This is a genomic window from Blastococcus sp. SYSU D00820, assembly GCF_054050695.1.
Genome location: NZ_JBJGZW010000010.1, coordinates 118,522 through 143,648 on the forward strand (window position 1 = coordinate 118,522; position 25,127 = coordinate 143,648).

Below are 25,127 nucleotides of genomic sequence, written 5' to 3' on the forward strand. Positions count from 1 at the left end.
TCAGACCGCCGTCCGCGCCCGGGGCAGGCCCGGGCCGGTGAGCCGGTCGAGCTCCACCGTCCGGCCGGTGAGCAGGAGCAGCAGGGCCTGCACCGGCCCCTCCACGACCTCGCCCTCCCCCGCCGACCAGTCGGTGTCGGTGGCCACCAGGCGCAGGCCGCGCAGCCGGCGGCGCGGCCGGAAGGTGATCGACAGCGGCCACGGGGTCGTCCAGATCCGCGTGGCCGCGGCGGCCGCCGCCTCGACCGGCATGGTGCGCACCCGGCCGAGGGGGACGGCGACGTCCTGACCGTGCACCAGGACGTCGATCAGCGGCTCGAACGGGGTCAGCCCGGGCGCCGTGCGACGCGACCCGACCATCGCGCGGATGCGGGCCACCAGGTCCTCGCGCGGCGCCCGGGCCGCGAGCCGGACGGCGGTGTCGCGGATCATCCGCGGCATGCTGCCGCCGGCCCGGGCCAGCTCGAGCGCGCCGCGCGCGGCGCCGGTGTGCGCGAGCGCGAGGTGCGCCGCGACGTCCCGGACGCGCCAGCCGGCGCACAGCGACGGTCGCTCCCACTCCTCGTCGGAGAGTTCCTCGAGCAGGTCGGCGAGGCTCGCCCGCTCGCTGTCGACGACCGCCCAGACGGCGTTCCCGTCCATGTCCGCCTCCTCGGAGGAGCGCAAGAACAAGTAAGATGATCGAACGAAGATAGTTCGATGGACTGACTTTCGTCAAGGGAGTGCGCGGGTGGCCGAGGACGCCGAGGAGCTCAACGTGGGGCTGCTGCTGTTCCTGCCCTACCGGGCGATGGAGAACCGGGTCTTCGCCGCCCTGGCCGCCGCGGGCTTCGACGACTTCACCCTCGCCCAGGCGCGGGTGATGCAGCGGATCGGCCCCGAGGGCACCCGGCTCACCGAGCTGGCCGAGGCCGCCCAGGTGACCAAGCAGACGGCCAGCCACCTGGTCGACCAGCTGGAGCGGGCCGGCTACGTGCGCCGCACCCCCGACCCCAGCGACGCCCGCGCCCGGCTGGTGCGGGTCGCCGAGCGCGGCGCGGCGGCCCAGCCGGTGGCGGCCCGGGCGGTCGCCGAGGTCGAGGCGGAGTGGCGCGCCCACCTGGGCGAGCCCCGCTGGCGCCGGCTGCGCGAGGCGCTCACCGCGCTGCGGGAGATCACCGACCCCTACCGCTGAGGTCCCGGGCCCTTGCCGCACCGCCGCCGGACGCGGACGCTGCCCCCATGACCGCCCCCGAGGACCCGCGCGACCGCTTCCGCGAGCTGCCCGAGCCGGTGCGGCTCGACCAGACCGTCGAGGAGGTGGACGTCTCCCCGCGCGACCTGCGCGACGACGGCGACGACCGGGACGCCCTGCTCCGCCAGGCCGGCGGATAGCCGGGGCACCTGCCCTGCCGCGTCGCCGCTGCTCAGCGCAGCCGGCGGGTGTTGTCCGGCAGCCGCACCGTGACGCCCCGCGCGTCCAGCCACTCCATCAGGGGCACCGCGACCCGGCGGCTGGTGCCCCACGCCGTCCGAGCCTGGCTCAGCGTGAAGGGAGCCGGCACCGCGGCCAGCCGGGCCCGCGCCACCTCGGCCACCCCCGGGCCCAGGTAGACGCCGTCGGCGATCCGCACCAGCTGCCCGTCGCGCACCGCGGCCGCCAGCTCCCGCGGCCCGAGCCCGGCGGCGGCCAGGTCACCGGCCTCGGGCGCGGCGAACGGATCGGCGGCCAGCCGGGCACGGACGGCGTCCACCGCCCGCTGCACCGCCGGCGGCAGGCCCGCGGCGGCCTCGGCCACCCGGCCCTCGCGGAGCGTCAGCGGCGGGCGCACCACCGCGCGCAGCAGGTCGTCGTCGGGGAGGCCGAGCTCGCGGCGGGCCACCGCCAGCGGCGGCCCGGCCTCCAGCGGGTGCGCGCGGCGGTAGGCGGCGACCAGCGGGGGCAGGGCCGCGGCCAGCTCGTCGAGCAGGCCGGGCGCCACCAGCCAGGGCCCGACGCGGTCGGCGGCCGGCGGAGCCGGCCACCCCATGGCGGCGAAGTCCGCCGCCCGCACCACCCGCCGCCGCGCGAGGTCGGCCGCCGCGCCCGCGGGCCCGGCCGGCTGGGCGGCGAGCTCGGCCGCGCGCTGCCGGGCCGCACCGCGCCGCCGCAGCTCCGGCGGGTCGACGTCGCGCACGTCGGCGCCGAGCACGCGGCGGGCGCCCGGATCGCGGAGCAGCAGCCGGTCGCCGATCCGCAGCGGCAGCGGGCCGGCCAGCCGCAGCCGCACCGCCGTCCCCTCCAGCGGCCGCACCCGGGCGGCCACCGCCGCCGAGCCGACGTGCACCACGAGCTCGGCCGGCAGCCGGTCCTCCGGCGCGGCCGCGAGGGTGACGTCGACGACGTCGGTGGCCCGGAAGGCCCCCGGCGTCAGCAGCGCGTCGCCGCGGGACAGCTCCTCGACGGCGATCCCGCGCAGGTTCAGCGCCACCCGCGCGGTGGCCTCGGCACGCTGCACCGGAGCACCCAGCGACTGCACCCCGCGGACACCGACCTCGCGACCGCCCAGCTGCAGCCGGTCGCCCGCGCCGACGCTGCCGGCGGCCAGGGTGCCGGTGACCACCGTGCCGGCACCGCGGATCGGGAACGCCCGGTCGATCCACAGCCGCACCGGGGCGCCGCGGTCAGGGGCGGGCAGGCCGGCGAGCAGGTCCTCGAGCGCCGCGGTCAGCTCCGCGACGCCGTCCCCCCGGACAGCGCTCACCGCCACGCCCCGGACCCGGCCCAGCGAGGTGCCGGCCAGCCGGTCGGTGACGTCGGCGAGGACCGGCGCGGGGTCGGCGAGGTCGGCCTTGGTCACCGCCAGCAGGCCGTGCCGCACCCCGAGGGCGTCGAGGACGGCGACGTGCTCGGCGGTCTGCGCCGACCAGCCGTCGTCGGCGGCGACCACGACGAGCGCCGCGGGCACCGAGCCCACCCCGGCCAGCATGTTGCCGACGAAGCGCTCGTGCCCGGGGACGTCGACGACGGCCAGCCGGCGGCCCGAGGGCAGCGTGGTCCAGGCGAACCCGAGGTCGATGGTGAGCCCGCGGCGGCGCTCCTCCTCCCACCGGTCGGGCTCCATCCCGGTGAGCGCGCGGACCAGCGTGGACTTGCCGTGGTCGACGTGGCCGGCGGTGGCGATCACGTCCACGCGGCGGCCACCCCCAGCACGGCCCCGGCGAGCGCCTCGTCGTCCGGCGGCGGCACGCTGCGCAGGTCGAGCAGCGTGCGGTCGCCGTCCACGTACCCGACCACCGGCGGGGACCCGCCCCGCAGCCGCTCGGCGAACCCGGCCGGCAGCGACACCGCGGCGCTGGGCAGCGGGTGCTCGGGCGCTCCTCCCCCGCCGACGCGGGCCGCGCTGTCGACGGCGACGGCGTCCACCCCCGCCGCGGCCAGCCGGGCGGCGAGCGCGCGGGCCCGCTCGCGCAGGCCCTCGACGTCGGCGGCGAGCATCGCGCGCACCGGCGGGAGCGGACCGCGCAGGGTGGCCTCCAGCGCGGCCAGCGTCGTCTTGTCCACCCGCAGCGCCCGGTAGAGCGGATGCCGGCGCAGCCGCTGGACCAGGTCGGCCCGGCCGAGGACCAGCCCGGCCTGCGGACCGCCCAGCAGCTTGTCGCCGCTGGCCACCACCAGGTCGGCGCCGTCGGCCAGCGTGGTCTGCAGGTCCGGCTCCTCGGGCAGCACCGGGTGCGGCCGCAGCAGCCCCGACCCCACGTCGGCCACCAGCGGGACGCCGGTGCCGGCCAGCGCGGCGGCCAGCTCGCCGACCGGCACCGACCGGGTGAAGCCGCGGACGACGAAGTTCGACGGGTGCACCTTGAGCACCGCGCCGGTCGCCTCGGACAGCGCGGCGCGGTAGTCGTCGGCGGTGACCCGGTTCGTGGTGCCGACCTCGCGGAGGCGGGCGCCGGTCGAGGCGAGCAGGTCGGGGATGCGGAAGCCGTCGCCGATCTCGACCAGCTCGCCGCGCGCGAGCACCAGCTCCCGTCCCTGGCCCAGCGCGGTGGCCACCAGCGCGAGGGCCGCCGCGCAGTTGTTCACCACGAGGACCGCCTCCGCGGCGGGCACCGCCTCCCGCAGGGCGGCGAGCGCGGCCTCGCCGCGCGGCCCGCGGCGGCCGGTGCCGAGGTCCAGCTCGACGTCGGTGGTGCCGCCGGCGGCCACCACCGCCTCCACCGCGGCCGGCGACAGCGGCGCGCGGCCGAGGTTGGTGTGCACGAGCACGCCGGTCGCGTTGAGCACCGGCCGGAGGCTGCTGGCGGTGCCGGGCAGCCCGGCCAGCACGGCGGCGACGGCGTCGCCGGGCGGGACCTCGCCGTCGCGGACCCGCTGCTGCACGGCGCGGACGGCGTCCTTCACCAGCTCCCGGCCCAGCCGCTCGGCGGCCGCCGCGAGCGCGGGATCGGCCAGCAGGACGTCGGTGCGCGGCACCTGGCGGCGGGGGTCGGCGGTCATCGCTGTCGGAGCCTAGGTGCGGGCGCCGACCCCCACGCGCGGGAGTGGCGGAGGCGGACGGGAATCGAACCCGCCTGGCCGAGATGCTCGGCCACGTCGGCTTTAGAGGCCGCGGGGGCCACCAGGCGCCCTGACGCCTCCACCGCGGAGCCTACGTCGGCTCGCGATTTTCGTCGGTGGCCCCTGCCAGTCTCCGCGCCGTGACCCGCACCGAGCACTCCCCCGCCGTGCTGCCCCCGGTCTCGCTCACCCCCGAGGAGGCCGCGGCCGTCGTCGTCGCGCTCGCCGCCCGCCCCGCCGGCGCCTACGCCGAGGCCGGGCGCGGCGCGCTGGAGAAGGTCCTCACCGCCCTGGAACCCGATCCGGTCCGGCGTGCCCGGCTGGTGGCCAGCGGCCTGGCCGCCCGCACCGAGGCGGCCCGGCGCGCCGCCGCCCGCTCCGGCAGCCATCCGGCGGGCCGGGCCCTCGCGCGGCCGGCGCCCGCGGCGCCGCCGCGGCTGACGCTGCTGCCCGGCGGGCTCGGCTGAGCCCCTCCCCCCAGCCGGCTCACTCGACGCTCGCGCAGACCTCCGCCATCTCGGCCAGGTAGTCGGCCAGCGGCTCGAGCCCGGCCTCGGCGCGCAGCTGCTCCACCGCGGCCGGATCCAACAGCGGCGTGGCCGGCTGCGGGCCGTCGGGGCCGCAGCCGACCTGGGTGCCGTAGCGCTGCGGCTGCCCCGCGCCCACGGCGACCCGGTCCTCCAGGTAGGCGAGGTTGCCCGGCGACGCCTGCCCCGCCGCCACGGCGGCGCGCAGCAGTTCCAGCGCCCGCGCCTGGAACGCCGGGTCGTGGTCGGAGTGCTGCGCGATGGCCCAGGCGGCCTCCTCGCCGTCCTCGCCGACCAGGTCGTGGGTGGGCCAGCCGTGCGCGTCGAGGATCTCCGCCAGCCGCTGCGTCCGGGCCCGGTCGCCCTCGGGGTCGGCGCCGCCGGTGCGGCCGGCCTGGTCGCGCTCGAGCATCGCCAGCAGCTCGTCGTGCAGCGCCTGGTCGAAGGGCCCGGACCGCGCGGCGGCGGGAGTACCCGCGGCGCCGGAGCCGCCGGCGGCGCAACCGGAGAGGGCGAGCGGCACCGCGAGCAGCAGTGCGGTCACCGTCCGGCGCATGGCGGGCCTCCTCGGGTGGCGCCCATGCTGGCGGCGCGGCCGCCCCCGTGTCGAGGCGGCCGGGGCGGGCGAGCCGGGGGCGGCCTAGATTCGGGCGGGTGACCACCGCGCCCGCCCGGATCCGGCTGACCCAGTACGCCCACGGCGGCGGCTGCGCCTGCAAGATCCCCCCGGGCGAGCTCGAGGCCGTGGTCGCCGGCCTCACCGCCGCGGGGCCGGCCGCGCCGGCCGCCGAGCTGGTCGTCGGCCTCGACGACGGCGACGACGCCGCGGTGGTGCGGATCGCCGGCGGCCAGGGGCTGGTGCTCACCACCGACTTCTTCACGCCGGTGGTCGACGACGCGTACACCTTCGGCCGGATCGCCGCGGCCAACGCCCTCTCCGACGTCTACGCCATGGGCGGCACCCCGGTGGTCGCGGTCAACCTGCTCGGCTGGCCGCGCGACGTGCTCCCGGCCGAGCTGGCCGCCGAGGTGCTGCGCGGCGGGCTCAAGGTGGCCCAGGAGGCCGGCTGCCACGTCGGCGGCGGGCACTCGATCGACGACCCCGAGCCCAAGTACGGCATGGCCGTCACCGGCCTGGTCGACGTCGACCGGGTCATCACCAACGCCGGAGCCGTCGCCGGCACGCCGCTCACGCTCACCAAGCCGCTGGGCGTCGGAGTGCTCAACAGCCGGATGAAGGCCACCGGCGAGGTGTCGGAGGAGGCGGTCGCCTCGATGACCACCCTCAACCGGGACGCCGGCCGCGCGGCGGTCGAGGCCGGCATCCGGGCCGGCACCGACGTCACCGGCTTCGGCCTGCTCGGCCACCTCTACAAGATGGCCCGGGCCAGCGGCGTGACCGCGGTGGTCGACGCCGCCGCCGTCCCGTACCTCGCCGGGGCGCGGCAGGCCCTGGCCGACGGGTACGTCTCCGGGGGCACCCGGCGCAACCTGGACTGGGTGCGGCCGCACACCGACCTGTCGGCGGTCCCCGAGGACGAGGCCCTGCTGCTGGCCGACGCCCAGACCTCGGGCGGGCTGCTGCTGGGCGGCGAGATCCCGGGCTGCCCGGTCATCGGGGAGTTCGTGCCGCGGCAGGAGCACGTCGTCGTCATCCGCTGAGCCTCCCGGTGCGGTAGAAGGTGCCGTGCGCACAGCCCTGGTGGTGCCCGCGGTCCTGCTGCTCCTCGCCGGCTGCTCCGGCGGCGACGGCACCGCCGGGCCCGCACCGTCCTCCCCGGCCGCCGAGCCGCCCGCCGACCCCACCACCGGCTACGCCAGCGCCTTCCTCGGTGCCGGCGGCGCGAGCGGCAGCGAGGACCTCTTCGTCCACCTGACCGTCTTCGACCTCCCCGACGGCGACGGCTTCGGCAACGGCGAGTTCTTCGTGCGCGGCTGGGACTGCCTGACCGACCAGACCGTCCCCGCCACCGTCGACGGCGAGGACTCCGCGACCGCACGCGGCGAGCTGGCGCTCACCTGCGGCTCGCACACCGCCCCGGGCGAGGTGACCGGCACGGCGGTGGTCGACCTGACGTGGACCGCCGACGGCGCCCCGGTCGAGCACGTCCTCCACGCCCCGGACGGCTCCTGCGAGACCCGCACCGACCGGCACGCCGCCGTGACCGGGCAGGTGCGGGTCGTCGTCCCCCAGCTGGGCTACGACGGGATCGCGACGTCCCTGGCCGACGACGACGACTCGGTGGGCCGCGGCGAGCCCGGCTGCGACCCCCGGTCGGCGGAGCCCACGCCGTCCGGCTAACTTCCGATCATGCTCGCTGCCTTCGTCTCCACCCCCGCTCCGGAGGACCCGCTCTCCGTCCTCGAGGTCGGCGACCGGCCCGAGCCGGAGTCCCGCGAGGGCTGGACGACGGTGACGGTGAAGGCCGCCTCGCTCAACCACCACGACCTGTTCAGCCTGCGCGGCGTGGGCCTGCCGGCCGAGCGGATGCCGATGATCCTCGGCTGCGACGCCGCCGGCCTCGACGAGGACGGCAACGAGGTCGTCGTGCACGCGGTCATCGCCAGCCCCGACTGGATGGGCGACGAGACCCTCGACCCCCAGCGGTCGCTGCTGTCGGAGGTGCACCAGGGCACGCTGGCCGAGAAGGTCGCCGTTCCGCGGCGCAACGTGCTGCCCAAGCCCGCCGAGCTCTCCTTCGCCGAGGCCGCCTGCCTGCCCACCGCGTGGCTGACCGCCTACCGGATGCTGTTCGTGCGGTCGGGCCTGCGGCCGGGCCAGACGGTGCTCGTGCAGGGCGCCAGCGGCGGGGTGGCCACCGCGCTGGTCGTGCTCGGCCGCGCCGCCGGCTACCGGATCTGGGTGACCGGCCGCACCGAGGAGAAGCGGGCCGCGGCCCTCGCGCTCGGGGCCGACCAGGCCTTCGAGAGCGGCGCCCGGCTGCCCGAGCGGGTGGACGGCGTCATGGAGACCGTCGGGCAGGCCACCTGGAGCCACAGCGTGAAGTCGCTCAAGCCCGGCGGCGTGCTCGTGACCTCCGGCGCCACCACCGGGTACAACCCCGGTGCCGAGCTCAACCGGATCTTCTTCCCGCAGCTGTCGGTCATCGGCTCAACCATGGGCACCCGCAGCGAGCTGGAGTCGCTGATCTCGATGTGCGCGGTCACCGGCATCCGGCCGCAGATCGACGTCGAGCTGCCGCTGGCGCGGGCCCGCGAGGGCTTCGAGCGGATGCTCGAGGGCCGCACCAACGGCAAGATCGTCTTCACGGTGTGAGGCCGACCCCCGGATGGGGGTCGAGGAACAGCGCGCGCGGATCGACCCGGCGGCGCACCGCGGCCAGCCGCGCGTGCACGCCGGCCGGATAGGCCGTGCGCGTGTCGGTGCGGTCGTCGAGGAACGGCAGGTAGGACCGGCCGGTCGCCCACGGCGCCAGCGCGGCGAGGAACCCCGCGGTCGCCGCCCGCTGCGCCGGCCAGTCGTCCGGGCCGCCGGAGATGCCCAGGCCCAGCGCGAGGAACTCCCCCGGCAGGGAGTCCAGCGCGCCGCCGTCGGGGTCCGGCCGGCGCAGCGCGCCGCCGAGCTGGCGCAGCTCGGCCACCGCCAGCGCGTGCGAGCCGGCCGGCCCGATGCCGGCGAGGACGGCGTCCACCGCGGCGTCGGGCAGGTGGCCGACCAGCGTGCTGCTGGCGTAGGCCGGCGTCGGGCCCTCCGGGTCCAGGTGCAGCCGCACCAGCGAGGCGGCCGGCACCCGCCGCACGGTGTCGAGCTCGGGCCGTAGCGCCCGCAGCGGCGCCAGCACCTCCGCCGCCGCGGCGTCGGAGCCCAGCACGGCGCCGTCGACCATGGCCAGCCGGCGGCCGCGCAGCTCCGCCGGCAGCGCCGGGTCCGGCGGCACGTCGATCACCCGGAACGCGGTGGTCGCCGCGTCGGGGGCGTCGGCGCACCAGGCCAGCCACGCCGGGAGCACCCGCTCGACGGCCGCGGCGTCCCAGGCGAGGAACCCGGCCACCACCGAGGCCAGGGGCAGCAGCCGGAACTCCATGGCGGTGACGACGCCGAGCGGCGCCGCTCCCCCGCGCAGCGCCCAGAACAGCTCGGGGTCGGCGTCGGCCGTCGTCCGCACGAAGGTGCCGTCGGCGAGCACCAGCTCGATCGCGGTGACGGCGTTGCAGGCCAGCCCGAGCGACCGGGCGTACCAGCCCACGCCGCCGCCGAGGGTGTAGCCGACCACCCCGACGTCCGGGGACGACGGGTGCAGGCCCGCCAGCCCGTGCCGGGCGGCGGCGTCGGCCAGCTCGCCCCACTGCACGCCGGCGCCGGTCCGCGCGATCCGCCGGTCCGGGTCGACGGTCAGCTCGGTCATCGCCGAGGTGCGCAGCAGCACCGCCTCGGCCAGCCGGCCCTGCAGCGGCGGCGCCCCGTGGCCGGTGCCCTGGGGCGCGACGGCGAGCCCGGCGAGCGCGGCCGCGCGGAGCACGTCGGCGACCTCGTCGGGGAACGCGGGATAGGCGACCGCGGCCGGCCGGTCGGACAGCTGGAGGTTCCAGCCGGTGCGGGCGAGGTCGTAGGCCGGGTCGCCGGGCAGGTGCACCGAGCCCCCGCAGAGGCCTCGCAGCCCCGCCGCCCGGGCCCCCGCCGGTCGAGTCACCTGCTGGGTCACGGCACTCCTCAGTCGGTCGAGAGGGCTCCAGCCTCGGTCGCCGTACTTGAGGGGTTCTTGAGGTCCTCGGCCGGCAGGCCCTCGAGCAGCGTCTGCACCGTGCCGGGGGTCAGCAGCAGCTGCTGGGCGATGCGGTGCACCGGCACGCCGTCGCCGACGAGCTCGACGATCCGCCGCTCGATCGCCGAGGGACGGCGGGCCGGCACCGGCGCAGCCGCGACGTCCACCCCGCGGTCGGCCAGCCCGGCGACGGCGTCACGGCGGATGCCCAGCGCTCCGCAGGCGACCGCGGCGTCGAGGGCCGCCCGCAGCAGCGGGACCGCCTCGCCGTCGGGCACCGACGGCTGCCGGCCGAGCGCGCAGCGGGCGCGGGCGAGGTGCACGGCGGCGGAGGTGCCGGCCAGGACGTCGACGGCCTCGCGCAGCGCCGGCTCCCCGGCCGCGCCCTGCACCTCACCGAGCAGCCGCAGGCCCGCGCCGAGCGCCGAGGGCGCACCCCAGCGGCGCAGCAGGTCGACCTCCTCGGCGGCCAGCCGCACCGCCTCGTCCCGCTCGCCGAGCGCGGCCAGCGCCTCGGCCCGGATGCCGCGCCAGGGGTTCCACACCGGGTTGGCCACCGGAACGGGCGTGACGGCGGCGTCGAGCTCGGCCAGCGCCTCGGCCGGCCGCCCCTCGGCGATGAGCACCCGCGCGACGGCCTGCCGGAGGATCCGGCCGCCCTCCCCCGGCATGGGACCGGCCAGCGCGAGGTCGGCGGCCTCGCGGGCGGCGGCGAGGTCGCCGCGGTCGAGCTGGCAGGCGATCATGAAGGTCCGCGAGTAGGGCTCCCCGATGCCGAAGCCGCCCCACAGCCGGTCCTGGTCGTAGGCGATGCCCAGCCGCACCAGCGCCTCGAGCAGCTCGCCCCGGCGCCAGTACCAGAAGCCCGACCACATGCTCGTGGAAAAGGCGGCGAACAGCGAGCCCCGGGTGTGCGCCTCGGCCGCGGCCCGCTCCCAGAAGTCGCCGAGGTCCTCGTCGGCGAGCATGAGCACGTTGGCGGAGATGATCCAGAACAGCCCGTTGTCGACCGCCCACAGGCGGTCCTCGTGCAGCGCCATGCGGGCCAGGCGGACCGCCCGTGCCCGGTCGGCGCCCTCGATGGTGGTCTCCCAGGAGAGGGTCGTGGCGAGCATCCGGGCGCCGTTGCCGTCGCCGGTGGGCTCCGGCGGGTCCGGGGTCTGCCAGGTCGCGGGGTCCAGGCCGTGCATGAACCCGCTGATCCGTTCGAGCGCGAGCAGCGCCTGGCGCTCGTCGGCGAGCTCGGCCGGCAGCGCGGCGGCGGCCTCCCGGGCGAAGGTGGTGGCCACGCCGGGCGGGGCGGCGAAGACGTGGGTGCGGGCGATCGCGATGGCGAGGTCGGCGCGCAGCCGCGGGTCGTCGTCGTGCAGCGCGTAGGCCTGCAGCAGGTGCTGGGTGCTCGCGGCGCCGTCGAGCAGGGTCTCGATCATGCCGAGCTCGCGGAGCAGCTCGCGGCGACGGTCGATGGCCGGCGGCTCCTCCAGCGCCCGGCGCAGCAGGGTGACCGCGCTGTCGGCCGCGCCGCGGTCGGCGGCGGTGCGCGCGGCCCGCTGCAGCACGGTGACGGTCTCCTCGGCCCCCCGCAGCGGCGCCAGCAGCAGGTGGGCGGCCACCTGCTCGTCGGGCGCGCCCGCGGCGGCCAGGATCGCGGCGGCCCGCTCGTGCCGCAGCGCCCGCTCGGCGGCGGGCAGGTCGCGGTACACGGCCTCGCGCACCAGCGGGTGCACGAAGGCCACCGGCTGCTCGTCCTTGACGATCTCGGCCCGGGCCAGCGTGGCGAGGGCCGCCGCGGCGGCGGGCTCGGGCAGCTCGGCGAGGGCGGCGACGGCCGGCAGCGGCGCCCCGTCGCCCAGCACGGCCGCGGCGCGGGCCACGGCCGGCACCACGCCGGCCAGCCGGCGCAGCCGCATCAGCACCATGCTCGACACCGCCCGGGACCCGACCGCGACCACCGCGTCGGCGTGCGCCGCCGTCGGGCGGACGCCGTCGGTCTCCAGCGCGCGCAGCAGCTGGCGCAGCAGCAGCGGGTTGCCCGAGGTGGTGCGCGCGCAGGCGGCGGCGAACGGCGGCGACACCGGGCCGCCGAGCCGCTGGGCCACGATCCCGGTGATGGCGGCCGGCGACAGCTCCCCCGGGCGCACCACCAGCGCACTGGGCTCGGCGGCGATCTCGGCCAGCAGCTCCTCGTCGTCGTGCAGCTCACCGGTGCGCACCGTGCCGACCACCAGCACCGGCACGCCCTCCAGCCGGCGCACCAGGTAGGCCAGGTAGCGCAGCGACGCGCTGTCGCACCACTGCACGTCGTCGACGGCGAGCAGCACCGGCCCGCCGGCGGCGAGGTTGACCGTCAGCCAGTACAGCCCGTGGACGACGGCGAACGAGCCGTCGGCCGGATCGCCGGAGCCGAGGTCGAACACGCCGCGGGCGCTGGCCGCGGGCCCCGCCAGCAGCCGCTCGCGGCGGCCGGGGTCGGTGAGCTCGGGCTCCAGCAGCTGGCGGACCGCGCCGAAGCCGAAGGCCTTCTCCAGCTGGCTGCCGCGGGCGGCCAGCACCCGCACCGACGACGCGGCGGCCAGTCGGCGGGCCTCGGCCAGCAGCCGGGTCTTGCCGATCCCGGCCGGGCCCTCGATGAGCACGACCCCCGGTACGCCGGCGGCGAGGTCGGCCAGCGCGGAGCGGATGCAGGCCAGCTCCCGGTCGCGGTCGACCAGGTCGTCCGGCGGCGGGACGGCGGCCGGTGCCGGCCGGGGCGGGGGGCCCGCCGGCGCCGGATCGGGGGCCCGCGCGGGAGCCGGGACCGCCGGGCGGCGGTCCAGCTCCGGCGCCTGGGCGAGCACCTGCTCCTCCAGCGTGCGCAGCGCCGGACCGGGGTCCACACCTAGCTCGTCGGCGAGGGTGTCGCGGGCCCGGCGCAGCGCGGCCAGCGCGTCGGCCTGCCGGTGCGCGCGGTACAGCGCCAGGGCCAGCAGCCGCCACCGCTCCTCGCGCAGCGGCTCCTCGGCCACCAGTGCCTCGAGGTCGGGCACCAGCAGTGCCGCCTCCCCCAGCTCCAGCCGGGCGCCGAGCAGCCGCTCGCGGGCGACGGTGCGCAGCTCGGCCAGCCGGGCGATCTCCGGCTGCGCCCAGGCCTCGTCGGCGTACTCCGCCAGCGCGGGTCCGCGCCACAGCGCCAGCGCCGCGTCGAGCAGCGCGGCGGCCCGCCGCGGGTCCGTCGTCCCGGCCGCCTCGCGCAGCGCGGCCTCGAACCGCCAGGCGTCGACGGCGTCGTCGGCCAGCCGGACGGCGTAGCCGCGGCCCTCGCTGACGATCACCGCCGACCGGCTGCGGGCGGCGCTGCCCGGCGACAGCCGGCGCCGGAGGTGGGAGACGTAGGCCTGCAGCGCCCCGTCGGTGTCGGCCGGGCCGGCCTCGCCCCACACCGACTCGGCCAGCCGGTCGCGCGGCACCGTCTCGCCGCGGGCGAGCAGCAGCAGAGCGAGCACCGCGCGCTGCCGGGGTCCGCCGAGGTCCAGGGGCCGGCCGTCCACGGACGCGCCGAAGGAGCCGAGCACGGTGATGCGCAGCTGTGCGGGTTCGTCCACGGCTCCCCTTCCCCGCGGGCAACCTAGAGCACCGGCGCCGTCCGGCGGGAGCTCTCGCACCCGTGTCAACCCGGGTTGACATGGCCACGGTGTGCAACTTAGGTTGACAGCCATGGCGGACACGACAGCGGTGGCCACGGCCGCCGGCGACTCCGATCCGGCCGTCGGCCTGCGGGCCGTCCGGTCGCTGCGCACGCTCGTCGAGCGGCTCGAGGGCCTGCAGGTGGCCAACGCCCGGCAGCAGGGCTGGACCTGGGAGCAGATCGCCACGCTCCTCGGGGTCAGCCGGCAGGCGGTGCACAAGAAGTACGCCGGCGGCCGTGGGCCGCTCCGACGGAAGGACTGAGGACGTGTTCGAGCGCTTCACCGAGGACGCCCGGCGCACCGTCGTCGCCGCGCAGGAAGAGGCCCGCCGGCTGCACGCCGGCCGCATCGGCACCGAGCACCTGCTGCTCGGGCTGCTCGACCAGGACACCCCCACCACCGCGGTGCTGACCCGGCACGGGCTCAGCCGGGACGCCGTCGCCGCCGAGGTGGCCGAGCGCACCGGCGACCTCGACGCCGGGGCACTGCAGACGCTGGGCATCGACCTGGACGCCGTCCGGGAGCGGGCCGAGGCCGCGTTCGGTCCCGGCGCGCTGGACCGGGGCAGCCCCGCCCGCACCGGCCACCTGCCCCTGACCCCGCGGGCGAAGAAGGTCCTGGAGCTGTCGCTGCGGGAGACCGTCGCGATGCGGCAGCGGACGATCACCGACGGGCACATCGCCCTCGGCCTGATCCGCGAGGGCCAGGGTCTGGCCATGGCGGTGCTCGCCGACCGGGTCGACCCCGAGCAGCTCCGGGCGGACCTCAGGAGCGCGCTGGGCTGACCCCCGGCCGCTCGCGGAGCAGCAGCAGCGCGGCGAGGGCGGCCAGGCCCGCGGCCACCGCGGCGCCGGCGAAGACGGTGTGCAGCTGGGTGAGGACGGCGGCGTCGGTGGCGGCCTCGTACGCCGGGCAGTCGGTGGGCGACCGCGGGCAGAGCTCCAGCGGCGACCCGATCGCGGCCACCTCGGCGGTGAACCGGCGCAGCGCCACGGCGGTCAGCAGCGAGAGACCGACGAGCATCCCGACGGTCCGGGCGACGACGGTCAGCGCGCTGGCGCTGCCGTGCACCTCCGCGCCGGTGACCGCCAGCAGCACGGCGTTGACCGGGGCGATGGCGAGTCCGAAGCCGAGCCCGGCAGCGAGCAGCACGACGGTCGAGGCCCAGCCGTCGAGCGACCGCTCGTCCCAGCCGGTCATGACGACGAAGGCGACGGCGGCCAGCGCCATGCCCCCGGCGGCCACCACCCGCGGGGCGACGACGCGGCAGAGCCAGCCGCCGGCCACCGCACCCACCGGGACGGCGACCAGCAGCCGCAGCAGCACCAGGGCCGCGCCGAGCTGGTCGCCGGGCGTGGTGGTGGCCCGGGCGAACAGCGGCACGTCGACCAGCGCCGCCACCAGGGCGACCCCGACCAGGAGGTTGACCAGCAGCGCCCCCCACGCGCCGACCGGCCGCAGCGCCGCCAGCGGCAGCACCGGCGAGGCCGCGCGCCGCTCGTGCAGCACGAACACCACCGCGGCGACCGCGGCCAGCGGCAGCAGCACCGGGCCGTGCGCCACGACCTGCGTCCCGGGATCGGCGGCGGCGAACGCCCACACCAGGCTGCCCAGCGCGACCACGACCAGCAGCGAGCCGAGCAGGTCGACCTCGGCGGCCAGCCGGCGCAGCCCGCGCAGCGGCAGCACCGCACCGGCCGGCGCGGTGAGGCTGCGGGCGACCAGGAGCAGCCCGGCGACCGCGGCGGCCAGCACCAGCGGCGTGCTCGCCGCGACGCCGTCCACCAGCGGAACCCAGAGCAGGCCGATCGTGACGTCCTCGGCCAGCGCGGCCGGCTCGGCCAGCTGCAGCCCGGCCGCCGCCGCGGCGACGACGGCGAGCACCAGGCCGACCGGATCGGGGCGGCGCACTCCCCCGGTGGCGAGGACGCCGACGGCCAGCACCACCCCGAGCGCGAGGTTGAGCCAGAAGATCGCCCGCCAGTCCGCGACCGCGAGCACCGCCGCCCCGGCCAGCGGCCCGAGGACCGCGCCGGCCTCCTGCACCGCGCCGACCACGCCCAGCGGCACCGCCCGGCGCTCCGGCGGGTACCGGTCGGCGACCAGGGCCAGCGTGGCCGGCACCAGGCCGCCGGCGCCGACGCCCTGCAGCCCGCGGCCGGCGACGGCCAGGCCGAGGTCGCCGGCGGTGGCGGTCAGCAGCGAGCCGACGGCGAAGAGGACCAGGCAGCCGATGAGGACCGGCGCCCGGCCGCGCAGGTCGGCCAGCCGGCCCAGCAGCGGCAGGGTGGCGGTGTAGCCGAGCAGGAAGCCGCCGACGATCGGCGTCGCCCGCTGCAGCTCGTCGATGCCGACGCCGACCCCGGTGAGGATGTCGGGCAGCGCCAGGACGACGACGTAGGTGTCGGCCGCGGTGACCAGGACGGCCAGGGCCCCGATGACGACGACCGCGAGCCCCGGCCGGCGGGCCGGGGCCGCGGTCGCCGGCGGGTCAGCCGGTGGGCGGCGCGCTGATGTCGACATCGGCCCCGAAGTCGCTGAGCTCGAGGGTGAAGGTGGCGTCCTGGTCGGCGGCGTAGAAGGGCCCGGTGAGCACCACCCGCCGCAGCTCGCCGCTCTCGGTGGCGATCGACAGCTGCGCCTCCACCGGGCGGCTCGGGTCGGCGCTGGTGAGCAGCTCCTGCACCAGGTCGCCGGGCAGGTCGGCGCTCACCTCGCGGACCACCTCGCCGTCGATCCGGCGCTCGTCGCCGAGCTCGGCGCTCTCGGCGGCGGTGAGCAGCTGGGAGATGCCGGTGTCGGGGTCCAGCAGCGCGGCCGGGTCGCCGACGCCGAAGTCGGCCGGGTCGACCACGCTGAAGCCGCTGGTGAAGGGCAGCCGGGCGTAGACGGTGCCGTCGACGGAGACGACGTCGACGTCGACCGCGCCGGCCAGCGTCTGCACCTGCAGGGTGCCGGCGAACGACATCGGCCGGGCCAGGTCGCCCTCGCCGCCGAGCAGGACGGTGCCGCTGCTGGGCGCGTCGTCGCTGGTCAGCGTGAAGTGCACGCTCTCGGCCTCGTCGAGCGTGGCCTTCGCGCGGCCGAGCAGGTCACCGGCGGACTCGTCGTCCCCGCCGCCGCCGCCGCAGGCGGTGAGCAGGGCCAGCGCGAGCAGTGGCGTCGCAGCACGACGCAGGAACACGACGACCTCCCCCATGTCCGGAGCGGTGCCCCGGCGTACCGGCCGGACAGTAGCGCGCGTCGCCGCTCAGGTACCGCTGCCGGTCCGGGCGGCGATCCGCGCGGCGATGCGCGGCTGGTCGCGCAGGGGCAGGAAGTGCAGGGCCGGCGCCAGCTGCGGGCTGCGGTGCTTCTGGGTCGTGCAGGCGCGGAACGTCAGGGCCAGGGTGACGCCGTGGTCGGGTCGCTCGACCACCTCGACGTCGTCGCCGGCGCCGAGCTCGCCGGGTTCGAGCACGCGGAGGTAGGCGCCGGTGGCGCCGTGCCTGGTGAACCGCTTGACCAGGTCGGGGACGCCCCAGAAGCGGGCGAAGTTGCCGCACGGGATCCGCGGTGCGGTCACCTCGAGCAGCGCCGTCCCGATCCGCCAGCGCTCGCCCAGGACGGCGCCGAGCAGGTCGACGCCCGCCGTCCGCAGGTTCTCGCCGAACCTGCCCGGCGGCAGCTCGCGCCCCAGCTCGGCGGACCACCAGTCGGCGTCCTCCTGGGCGTAGGCGTAGACGGCCTGCCCCTCGCCCCCGTGGTACTTCCGGTTGACCTGGACGTCGCCGTCCAGGCCCAGCGGGCCGACGGCGACCCGGCCGGCGACCGGCTTCTTGTCGATGCCGCTGCGGCCAGGCCGGCGACCCGGCAGCGGCAGCAGGTCGGCTCCGGAGACGCAGACGGCCAGCAGCCGGCCGGAGCTCACTTCTTGGCGGAGGCGGTCGACTCGTTGGTGGAGAGCGCGGCGACGAACGCCTCCTGGGGGACCTCGACGCGGCCGACCATCTTCATCCGCTTCTTGCCCTCCTTCTGCTTCTCCAGCAGCTTGCGCTTGCGGGTGATGTCACCGCCGTAGCACTTGGCGAGGACGTCCTTGCGGATCGCGCGGACGGTCTCGCGGGCGATCACCCGGGAGCCGACGGCGGCCTGGATCGGCACCTCGAACTGCTGCCGCGGGATGAGCTCGCGCAGCTTGCCGGCCATCATCACGCCGTAGCTGTAGGCCTTGTCCTTGTGCACGATGGCGCTGAACGCGTCGACGGCCTCGCCCTGCAGCAGGATGTCCACCTTGACCAGCGCGGACTCCTGCTCGCCGGCCTCCTGGTAGTCGAGGCTGGCGTAACCGCGGGTGCGCGACTTCAGCGCGTCGAAGAAGTCGAAGATGATCTCGCCGAGGGGCAGCGTGTAGCGCAGCTCGACCCGCGACTCCGACAGGTAGTCCATGCCACCGAGCTGGCCGCGCCGGCTCTGGCAGAGCTCCATGATCGCGCCGGTGTAGTCGCTGGGCGCGATGATCGTGGCGTTGACGACCGGCTCGTAGACCTTGTCGATCTTGCCCTCGGGCCAGTCGCTGGGGTTGGTCACGGTGATCTCCGAGCGGTCCTCCATGACCACCCGGTAGACGACGTTCGGCGCGGTGGAGATGAGGCTGATGCCCGCCTCGCGCTCCAGGCGCTCGCGCACGATCTCCAGGTGCAGCAGGCCGAGGAAGCCGACGCGGAAGCCGAAGCCGAGCGCCGCGGAGGTCTCCGGCTCGTAGGTCAGGGCGGCGTCGTTGAGCAGCAGCTTGTCGAGGGCCTCGCGCAGCAACGGATAGTCGCTGCCGTCGATCGGGTAGAGCCCGGAGTAGACCATCGGCTTGGGGTCGCTGTAGCCGCCGATCGGCTCGGCCGCCGGCTTGTGCTGCAGCGTGACGGTGTCGCCGACGCGGGACTGGCGGACGTCCTTCACCCCGGTGATGAAGTAGCCGACCTCGCCGACGCCCAGGCTCTCCACCGGCTTGGGCTCGGGCGAGATGACGCCGATCTCCAGCAGCTCGTGCGTGGCGCCGGTGGACATCATCTTGATCCGCTCGCGGGCGGAGATGCGGCCGTCGACGACCCGCACGTAGGTGATGACGCCGCGGTAGATGTCGTAGACCGAGTCGAAGATCATCGCGCGGGCCGGAGCCTCGGCGTCGCCGACCGGGGCCGGGATCTGGGCGACGATGGCGTCGAGCAGCGCGGGCACGCCCTCGCCGGTCTTGCCGCTGACCTTGAGGACGTCGCCGGGGTCGCAGCCGATGATGTGCGCGATCTCCGCGGCGTACTTCTCCGGCTGGGCGGCCGGCAGGTCGATCTTGTTCAGCACCGGGATGATCGTGAGGTCGTTCTCCAGCGCCAGGTACAGGTTGGCCAGCGTCTGGGCCTCGATGCCCTGGGCGGCGTCGACCAGCAGGACCGCGCCCTCGCAGGCGGCCAGCGACCGGGACACCTCGTAGGTGAAGTCGACGTGCCCCGGGGTGTCGATCATGTCGAGCACGTACTCGGTGCCGGCGCCGTCCCCCGTCCGCGGAGTCCACGGCAGGCGGACGTTCTGCGCCTTGATCGTGATGCCGCGCTCGCGCTCGATGTCCATGCGGTCGAGGTACTGGGCGCGCATCTGCCGTGCCTCGATGATCCCGGTGACCTCGAGCATCCGGTCGGCCAGCGTCGACTTGCCGTGGTCGATGTGGGCGATGATGCAGAAGTTCCGGATGCGGGCCGGATCGGTGGCAGCAGGAGTCGTCACAGTGCCGCCATCGTCCCACGACCGGGCAGCGGCGCGGGGACCTGCCGCGGAATCGGTGCGCAGCCGGCTCCGGTGCCGCGGACCGGAGCCGCCGCCGGGGTGCTCCGGACGCGGGTTGGGGTCACCCGCCGGACGCTGGTATCTTGGCAGGCCGGTCCGTGATGCGAGGCGTCCGGACGCATTGTCAGAAGTACTCCCTCCTGCGAGACACCCGAGGCTCACGCGTGGCGAACATCAAGTCCCAGATGAAGCGGATCAAGACCAACGAGAAGGCGCGGCAGCGCAACGTCGCGGTCAAGTCCGCCCTCAAGACGGCTGTCCGGCGCTTCCGCACCGCTGCCGACGCCGGGGACGCCGCGGCGGCCACCGAGGCCCTGCAGGTCGCCAGCAAGGCGCTGGACAAGGCCGCCAGCAAGGGCATCATCCACAAGAACCAGGCCGCCAACCGCAAGTCGGGCATGGCCAAGCAGGTCGCCGGTCTCGGCGCCTGAGCTCCCCAGCTCCTCGACGAGCCCCTCTCCCGCCGCGCGGGAGGGGGGCTCGTCGTCTGTCCGGGGGGTGTTCCGCCGACCGTGCGCTCAGCGCAGGCCGGCGGTCGCCTTCCGGATGGCGACGATCCGCCGGACCGCCCGCTCCAGGGCGTAGTCGGCGCTGGCCGCGGCGCCCTTGACGTCGGCGTTGAGCTCGGCGGCCACCGCGATGGCCTGTTGCAGCCCGTCGATGCTCCAGCCCCGGGCCTGGGTCTGGGCCTTCTTCACCTTCCACGGCGGCAGCTTCAGCGCCCGCGCGAGGTCACCGGTGTTCGACGTCCGCAGCGAGGTGACCCGGGCCGCGGTGCGCACGCCGTCGGCGATCGCGTCGGCGATGAGCACGTGCGCCACGCCCCGCTGCAGCGCCCAGCGCAGCATCTCCAGCGAACCCTGCCGGTCGCCCACCAGCACCCGCTCGGCCACGGTGAAGCCGCTGACCTCCGCCTGGCCGCGGTGGAAGCGGGCGACCGCGTCGGCGTCGATCGTGCCGCCGAAGTCCGAGACCAGCTGGCCGGCCGCCGAGGACAGCTGGCGCAGGTCCGCGCCGATCGCGTCGACCAGCGCGGTGACCGCGTCGGGCGTGATCCGGCCGCCGAGCAGGCGCACCTCGTTGCGCACGAACGCGACCCGGTCACCGACGCTGGTGAGCTTCGGGCAGTCGTCGACCGCGGCGCCGGCGGCGGTGAAGGCCTTGAGCAGGGCCTCGTTGCGCTTTCCGCCGTGGTGGACGACGACCAGGGTGAGGTCGGGGTCGGGATCCTTGGCGTAGGAGGTCAGCGCGTCGCAGAGCGCGCCGGCCGCCTCGTGCACGCCGATGACGACGACCAGCCGGTGCCCGCCGAACAGCGAGGGCGCCAGGACGTCGGCCAGCTGCCCGACCGGCAGGCCGGCCGCGGTCAGCTCGTGCAGCTCCGCGTCGGGGTGGCGCTCGAGCACCGCGGCGCGGACGGCGGACAGCGCGCGGGAGCGCAGCAGCTCCTCCTCGCCGGCGATGACGCGCAGCCGGGACGTCGGTGCGGGAGGTGCGGCGGCCACACGGCGATGGTGTCACGCGGAGCCGACGGTCCCGCGCCTCCCGGGTCGGCGCCGCGACCGGTGCCCGGGCCTCCTCCGCGGCCGGCCCCGACCGGCCGGCCGCCGTGCTGCCCGTGGCGGGGCCACGCTCGGCCACGCCCCACTCCCCCGCGCGGCCGGCCACCGCGACGTCGCCGGCCCGGTCGGTCCGGTGCACCTGCATGCCGGCCCGCGCCAGCCAGCCCAGCAGCCGCCGCGTCGGGTGCCCGTAGGGGTTGTCCGCACCGACCGAGACGATCGCCGCCCGGGCACCGCTGGCGGCGAGGAAGGCCGGATCGTTGTCGGCGCTGCCGTGGTGGGGCACCTTCAGCACGTCGGCGCGCAGGTCGACGCCGCGGGCGAGCAGCCGCTGCTCGGCGCGGGCACTGAGGTCGCCGGTGAACAGCACCCGCACGCCGTGCTGGGTGATCCGGACGACCAGCGACAGGTCGTTGGGCTCGGCCGACCGGGTCGCGATCTCGGGGGCCGGTGCGAGGACCTCCAGCTCCGCGGTCCCCACCGTGCGGCGGTCGCCGGGGACGAGCACCTCGCGCTGGGCGCCGGCCGCGCGGACGGCGGCGGCCACGGCGGCGGCGCGGTCGTCGGCGGGCGAGAGCGTGCCGGTGGCGACCACGCCCACCTCCCGGCCGGCGAGCGCGCCGGCCAGGCCGCCGGCGTGGTCGGCGTCCAGGTGGGACAGCAGCACGAGGGGCAGCCGGTCGATGCCGAGGTCGTCGAGGCAGCGGTCGACGGCGCCGACGTCCGGCCCGGCGTCGACCAGCACGCCCGCGCCCGGACCCGTGGGCACGACCAGCGCGTCGCCCTGGCCCACGTCGCAGGCGACGACCACCGCCTCCGCCGGTGGCCAGCCGCGCGTCGCCTGGCGCACCGGCCAGCCGATGACGACGGCCCCGACCACGGCCGCGAACGCGACCGCGCGCAGCGCGGGGAACCGCACCAGCAGCGCGCCCGCGACCAGCAGCAGGCCGGTGAGCAGGACCGCCCCCGTCGTGCCGGCCGGCCAGCCCAGAGCACCGTCGGGCAGGTCCGCGGCCCGTTCGGCGACGGCCACGATCCAGCGCACCGGCCAGCCGGCGAGCCAGGTCAGGGCGGCGCCGGCTCCCGGCAGCAGCGGACCGCACAGCGTGGCGGCCAGGCCGAGCACCGTGGCCGGTGCCACCGCCGGGGCGGCCAGCAGATTGGCCGGCAGCGACACCGGGCTCACCAGGCCGGACAGCCCCGCGACCAGCGGCGCGGTGACCAGGCCGGCGGCGGCCGAGACGGCCAGCGCGTCGGCCACCGGGCCGGGGCAGCGGCGCGCCCGCAGCCGCCGTGACCACCCCGGGGCCAGCAGCACGATCGCCGCCGTCGCGGCGACGGAGAGCGCGAAGCCCGCGTCGCGGGCCAGGCCGGGATCGGCGAGCAGCAGCACGACGACCGAGGCGGCCAGCGCCGGCACCGCGGCCCGTGGCCGGCCCGTGGCCAGCGCGAGCAGCGCCACCCCGCCCATCGCCGCCGCCCGCACGACGCTGGCGGTGGGCCGGGCCAGCAGCACGAACCCGGCGAGGGCCAGCACCGCGACCGCCGCCTGCACCCGGCGGTCGACGGCCCGGCGCCGCAGCGGTGCCAGGACCGCGGTCAGCACGATGGCCACGTTGGCCCCGGACACGGCGGTCAGGTGGGCGAGCCCGGAACGCCGGAAGTCCTCGACCAGCACCGGGTCCATGCCGCTGGTGTCCCCGACCACCAGACCCGGCAGCAGCCCGGCCGGGCCCGGGTCGAGCACCCGCCCGGACGTCGCGGCCAACCCGGCGCGCAGCGACCCGGCGGCCCGCTGCGTCCAGGGCGGCGTGCCGACGGTCTCCGGCGGCCCGCGGGCCGACAGCCGGGCGACGACCCCCTCGACCGGGTCCACCGGTGCCACCCGGGCCTGCAGGCGCACCGTCTGGCCGGGCAGCAGGCCGGCCCAGCCCTCGGCCGGCGCGAAGACGACCACCTCGTCGGCGAGGGTGGTGAGCGTCCCCGCGACCGACAGCTGCAGCACCGTGGCGTCGACGGCGATCCGCGGCGGTCCGGGACCGCCACCGACGAGCCGGGGATCGCCGTCCAGCTCGGCCACGACCGTGACGGTGCGCCCGGCGACGCCGTCGGCGAGCAGCGGCGAGTCGGCCCGGGCGGCCAGGCGCGCGGCCGACACCACGGAGGTCACCGCGAGCGCCGCGAGCAGGGCCAGCAGCACGCCCGCGCGCGCCGTGCCCCGCCGGCGGAGCAGCACGGCCGCCGCGACCGCGCCGGCGGCGGCCGCGACGAGCCAGCCCGCCGCCGGCACCAGCGGGGCGAGCAGCGTCAGCGCCCACACGCCGGCCGCCGCCGGCACCAGGCGCAGGTCCAGCCACGTCCAGCGCTCGGGGACGCGGGGACTCACACCGCCACCAGGCCGGCGAGCCCGTCGGAGACCGCCGGCCCGATGCCCGGCACGTCCTCCAGCTGCTCGACGCTGGTGAACCGGCCGTTGCTGGTGCGGTGGTCGACGATGCGCTGCGCGAGCACGGAGCCGATGCCGGGGAGGGTGTCGAGCTCGGCGACTGTGGCGGTGTTGAGGTCGACCGGCCCGGCCGAGCCGGAGCCGGACGCGGCCGGCGGGCCGGTCGCTCCGGGCACGCCCACGGCGATCTGCTGGCCGTCGGTCACCGGAGCCGCGAGGTTCACCGACGCGGGATCGGCCTCCGGCAGCAGCCCGCCCGCGGCGGTCACGGCATCGGCCACCCGCGCGCCTTGGGGCAGCGTGACCAGCCCCGGCCGCACGACCAGCCCGACCACCGAGACCACGACCGTGGGCGCCGCGTCGGCAGCGGTGCCGACCGAGGGGTCCGCCGGGACCGGCGCGACCGAGGTCACGGCGGGGGCGGGCTCGCGGACCGGCTCGACCCGGGGCCGGTCGAGCAGCGTCCAGCCGACGAGGAGAGCCGCACCGAACGCCCCGGCGACCCACAGCGACCAGGCCCCGCGGCGGCCGGGATCCACCCGCACCGCCGCACCGGGCGCCCGGTGCCGGCCGATCCCGCCGGGTCGATCCGCCGATCCGGACGGCTCGTCGGGCTCCCCGTCCTCGCCGCTCCCGGCCTCCCGGACGACCGGCGGACGACGGGACGGCGGCTGGTCGAGGGCCAGGTCGTCGGGCAGCCAGCCCTGGACCCGCTGCCCGTCGTCGAGCAGGGCGCGCAGCCGCGCCCGGATCAGGTCGGCGTCGTCGGTGCGACGGGAGGTGAGGCGCACCCGGCCAGCGTCGGCCGGACCGGCGCCCGCGGACCGGCGTCCGGCGGATCTGTGGACGGCTCAGCCGGCTGTGGATCCAGCGGCCGGGCCCGTCGGTCCGGCGGGGCAGCGTGCCCCCCGTGCCGATCTCCTCAGCCCCGCGCCGCCTCGTCCTCCGTCACGTCCTCCGGGCACTCGCCCGGTGCCGGAGCCACCACGATGCCCACGGCACCCGGGCCCACGTGCGCGCCGATCGCCGCGCCCAGCTCGCTGACCAGCAGCTCGTGCAGGTCGGGCAGCCGCTCGCGCAGCTCCGCGGCCAGCCGCTCGGCCTTCTCGGGCGCGGCCAGGTGGTGCACGGCCACCGAGGCACGCCGGCCGCCGGCGGACTCGACGGCGCGCTGCACCAGCCGCGCCAGGGCCCGGGCGGAGGTGCGCACCTTCTCCAGCGGCACGACCGCGCCCTCGGCCACGTGCAGCACCGGCTTCACCGCCAGCGCGGTGCCGAGCACGGAGGCGGCCGAGCCGATCCGGCCACCGCGGCGCAGGTGCTCGAGGGTGTCCACGACGAAGAAGGTGCGCGTCGCGGCCGCCACCTGCCGGGCGGCCGCGGCCACCACGTCGGCGGCGGCCCCGGTGGCGGCCGCCCGGGCGGCGGCCAGCACGGCGAACCCGTTGCCCATGGCCGCCGACCGCGAGTCGATGACCGTGACGACGTGCTCGCCCACCTGGGCAGCGGCCAGCCGGGCGGCGTCCCAGGTGCCCGACAGCTCCGCGGACAGGTGCACCGACACGATCCGGTCGGCGCCGGCGGCGAGCCGGCGACGGTAGGCGGCGACGAAGTCACCGGGCGTCGGGCGGGAGGTGGAGACCTGCTGACCGCGGGTGCTGAGCGCGCGGGAGACGTCCTGCGGGGTGATGTCGGCCCCCTCGCGCCCGGACCGGCCGGCCAGGACGACGTAGAGGGGCACGACCTCGATCCCGTACTGCTCCACGAGGTCGGCCGGCAGGTAGGCCGTGGAGTCGGTGACCACGGCGACGGACATCCGGCGAGGCTAGCTCCCCCGACGCCTCCGCGCGCTGCGCGTCCCCCGGGAGTG

Annotated in this window: 22 protein-coding genes, 1 tRNA gene and 1 pseudogene; 9 read left to right on the forward strand and 15 right to left on the reverse strand. The window is 77.4% G+C overall.

Going from position 1 to position 25,127, the window contains the following annotated elements:
• Complete coding sequence (locus ACI79R_RS12795; protein ID WP_456574006.1) at positions 1 to 642, reverse strand: maleylpyruvate isomerase family mycothiol-dependent enzyme; 642 nt, start codon at positions 640 to 642, stop codon at positions 1 to 3.
• A gap of 88 nt (positions 643 to 730) precedes the next feature.
• Here ACI79R_RS12795 and ACI79R_RS12800 point away from each other — a divergent pair, with 88 nt between their 5' ends.
• Both ACI79R_RS12800 and ACI79R_RS12805 read left to right on the forward strand, forming a co-directional pair.
• Positions 731 to 1,174, forward strand: coding sequence for a MarR family winged helix-turn-helix transcriptional regulator (locus ACI79R_RS12800; RefSeq protein WP_456574007.1), 444 nt, complete (start codon positions 731 to 733; stop codon positions 1,172 to 1,174).
• A gap of 47 nt (positions 1,175 to 1,221) precedes the next feature.
• On the forward strand, positions 1,222 to 1,374 hold the full coding sequence (locus ACI79R_RS12805) for a hypothetical protein (RefSeq protein ID WP_456574008.1): 153 nt from the start codon (positions 1,222 to 1,224) through the stop codon (positions 1,372 to 1,374).
• A gap of 32 nt (positions 1,375 to 1,406) precedes the next feature.
• Here ACI79R_RS12805 and selB read toward each other — a convergent pair whose 3' ends face one another.
• The 3 genes from selB to ACI79R_RS12820 form a co-directional block, all read right to left on the reverse strand.
• Positions 1,407 to 3,152: a selenocysteine-specific translation elongation factor gene (selB, locus tag ACI79R_RS12810; protein ID WP_456574009.1), complete on the reverse strand. Its 1,746-nt coding sequence runs from the start codon at positions 3,150 to 3,152 to the stop codon at positions 1,407 to 1,409.
• A complete protein-coding gene (selA, locus tag ACI79R_RS12815; RefSeq protein WP_456574010.1) occupies positions 3,143 to 4,459 on the reverse strand; it encodes an L-seryl-tRNA(Sec) selenium transferase in 1,317 nt (438 codons plus the stop codon). Before selA ends, selB begins: the two co-directional genes overlap by 10 nt.
• Before the next feature lie 45 nt (positions 4,460 to 4,504).
• Positions 4,505 to 4,600: transfer RNA gene (locus ACI79R_RS12820), tRNA-OTHER, on the reverse strand.
• A gap of 59 nt (positions 4,601 to 4,659) precedes the next feature.
• Between ACI79R_RS12820 and ACI79R_RS12825 the strand changes: the two genes are divergently transcribed.
• Positions 4,660 to 4,986: a hypothetical protein gene (locus ACI79R_RS12825; protein ID WP_456574011.1), complete on the forward strand. Its 327-nt coding sequence runs from the start codon at positions 4,660 to 4,662 to the stop codon at positions 4,984 to 4,986.
• A 19-nt stretch (positions 4,987 to 5,005) separates the two neighbouring features.
• Here ACI79R_RS12825 and ACI79R_RS12830 read toward each other — a convergent pair whose 3' ends face one another.
• A complete protein-coding gene (locus ACI79R_RS12830) occupies positions 5,006 to 5,602 on the reverse strand; it encodes a DUF6624 domain-containing protein (protein WP_456574012.1) in 597 nt (198 codons plus the stop codon).
• 98 nt (positions 5,603 to 5,700) lie between these two features.
• On the opposite strand from ACI79R_RS12830, the gene selD reads away from it, so the two are divergent.
• The 3 genes from selD to ACI79R_RS12845 are packed head-to-tail and all read left to right on the forward strand — an operon-like array spanning position 5,701 to position 8,323.
• Positions 5,701 to 6,708 carry a selenide, water dikinase SelD gene (selD, locus tag ACI79R_RS12835; RefSeq protein ID WP_456574013.1) on the forward strand — a complete coding sequence of 336 codons (1,008 nt, stop codon included), beginning with the start codon at positions 5,701 to 5,703 and terminating at the stop codon, positions 6,706 to 6,708.
• A gap of 25 nt (positions 6,709 to 6,733) precedes the next feature.
• Positions 6,734 to 7,348 carry a hypothetical protein gene (locus tag ACI79R_RS12840; protein WP_456574014.1) on the forward strand — a complete coding sequence of 205 codons (615 nt, stop codon included), beginning with the start codon at positions 6,734 to 6,736 and terminating at the stop codon, positions 7,346 to 7,348.
• 9 nt (positions 7,349 to 7,357) lie between these two features.
• The gene (locus ACI79R_RS12845; RefSeq protein WP_456574015.1) at positions 7,358 to 8,323 is read left to right on the forward strand and encodes a zinc-binding dehydrogenase; all 966 of its coding nucleotides are present in this window, start codon (positions 7,358 to 7,360) and stop codon (positions 8,321 to 8,323) included.
• On the opposite strand, the gene ACI79R_RS12850 is transcribed toward ACI79R_RS12845, so the two are convergent.
• Both ACI79R_RS12850 and ACI79R_RS12855 read right to left on the reverse strand, forming a co-directional pair.
• On the reverse strand, positions 8,313 to 9,710 hold the full coding sequence (locus ACI79R_RS12850) for an FAD-binding oxidoreductase (RefSeq protein WP_456574016.1): 1,398 nt from the start codon (positions 9,708 to 9,710) through the stop codon (positions 8,313 to 8,315). The genes ACI79R_RS12845 and ACI79R_RS12850 overlap by 11 nt on opposite strands.
• An 8-nt stretch (positions 9,711 to 9,718) precedes the next feature.
• The gene (locus ACI79R_RS12855) at positions 9,719 to 13,351 is read right to left on the reverse strand and encodes a BTAD domain-containing putative transcriptional regulator (protein ID WP_456574017.1); all 3,633 of its coding nucleotides are present in this window, start codon (positions 13,349 to 13,351) and stop codon (positions 9,719 to 9,721) included.
• 112 nt (positions 13,352 to 13,463) lie between these two features.
• Between ACI79R_RS12855 and ACI79R_RS12860 the strand changes: the two genes are divergently transcribed.
• Both ACI79R_RS12860 and ACI79R_RS12865 read left to right on the forward strand, forming a co-directional pair.
• A complete protein-coding gene (locus ACI79R_RS12860; RefSeq protein WP_456574018.1) occupies positions 13,464 to 13,697 on the forward strand; it encodes a helix-turn-helix domain-containing protein in 234 nt (77 codons plus the stop codon).
• A 4-nt stretch (positions 13,698 to 13,701) separates the two neighbouring features.
• A complete protein-coding gene (locus tag ACI79R_RS12865; protein ID WP_456574019.1) occupies positions 13,702 to 14,220 on the forward strand; it encodes a Clp protease N-terminal domain-containing protein in 519 nt (172 codons plus the stop codon).
• On the opposite strand, the gene ACI79R_RS12870 is transcribed toward ACI79R_RS12865, so the two are convergent.
• The 4 genes from ACI79R_RS12870 to lepA all read right to left on the reverse strand — a co-directional run bounded on the left by ACI79R_RS12870 (position 14,201) and on the right by lepA (position 19,189).
• Positions 14,201 to 15,958 carry an MFS transporter gene (locus tag ACI79R_RS12870; protein WP_456574020.1) on the reverse strand — a complete coding sequence of 586 codons (1,758 nt, stop codon included), beginning with the start codon at positions 15,956 to 15,958 and terminating at the stop codon, positions 14,201 to 14,203. The genes ACI79R_RS12865 and ACI79R_RS12870 overlap by 20 nt on opposite strands.
• Complete coding sequence (locus ACI79R_RS12875) at positions 15,927 to 16,619, reverse strand: LppX_LprAFG lipoprotein (RefSeq protein WP_456574021.1); 693 nt, start codon at positions 16,617 to 16,619, stop codon at positions 15,927 to 15,929. Before ACI79R_RS12875 ends, ACI79R_RS12870 begins: the two co-directional genes overlap by 32 nt.
• 66 nt (positions 16,620 to 16,685) lie before the next feature.
• On the reverse strand, positions 16,686 to 17,345 hold the full coding sequence (locus ACI79R_RS12880) for an MOSC domain-containing protein (protein ID WP_456574022.1): 660 nt from the start codon (positions 17,343 to 17,345) through the stop codon (positions 16,686 to 16,688).
• Positions 17,342 to 19,189 (reverse strand): translation elongation factor 4, encoded by a 1,848-nt coding sequence (gene lepA / locus ACI79R_RS12885; protein ID WP_456574023.1) that lies wholly within the window; start codon positions 19,187 to 19,189, stop codon positions 17,342 to 17,344. The genes ACI79R_RS12880 and lepA overlap by 4 nt, the downstream gene beginning before the upstream one ends.
• Before the next feature lie 224 nt (positions 19,190 to 19,413).
• Here lepA and rpsT point away from each other — a divergent pair, with 224 nt between their 5' ends.
• The gene (gene rpsT, locus ACI79R_RS12890; RefSeq protein ID WP_456574024.1) at positions 19,414 to 19,680 is read left to right on the forward strand and encodes a 30S ribosomal protein S20; all 267 of its coding nucleotides are present in this window, start codon (positions 19,414 to 19,416) and stop codon (positions 19,678 to 19,680) included.
• Between the two features lie 87 nt (positions 19,681 to 19,767).
• Here rpsT and holA read toward each other — a convergent pair whose 3' ends face one another.
• From holA to ACI79R_RS12910, 4 genes and pseudogenes are all read right to left on the reverse strand, one after another.
• Positions 19,768 to 20,754 carry a DNA polymerase III subunit delta gene (gene holA, locus ACI79R_RS12895; RefSeq protein WP_456574025.1) on the reverse strand — a complete coding sequence of 329 codons (987 nt, stop codon included), beginning with the start codon at positions 20,752 to 20,754 and terminating at the stop codon, positions 19,768 to 19,770.
• 328 nt (positions 20,755 to 21,082) lie between these two features.
• Positions 21,083 to 23,197 (reverse strand): annotated as a pseudogene (locus ACI79R_RS12900) (ComEC/Rec2 family competence protein); the annotation flags it as partial.
• Positions 23,194 to 24,048: a helix-hairpin-helix domain-containing protein gene (locus ACI79R_RS12905; RefSeq protein ID WP_456574026.1), complete on the reverse strand. Its 855-nt coding sequence runs from the start codon at positions 24,046 to 24,048 to the stop codon at positions 23,194 to 23,196. The gene ACI79R_RS12905 and the pseudogene ACI79R_RS12900, both read right to left, overlap by 4 nt.
• Positions 24,049 to 24,179: 131 nt before the next feature.
• On the reverse strand, positions 24,180 to 25,073 hold the full coding sequence (locus tag ACI79R_RS12910; RefSeq protein ID WP_456574027.1) for a DegV family protein: 894 nt from the start codon (positions 25,071 to 25,073) through the stop codon (positions 24,180 to 24,182).
• Positions 25,074 to 25,127: the final 54 nt, after the last annotated feature.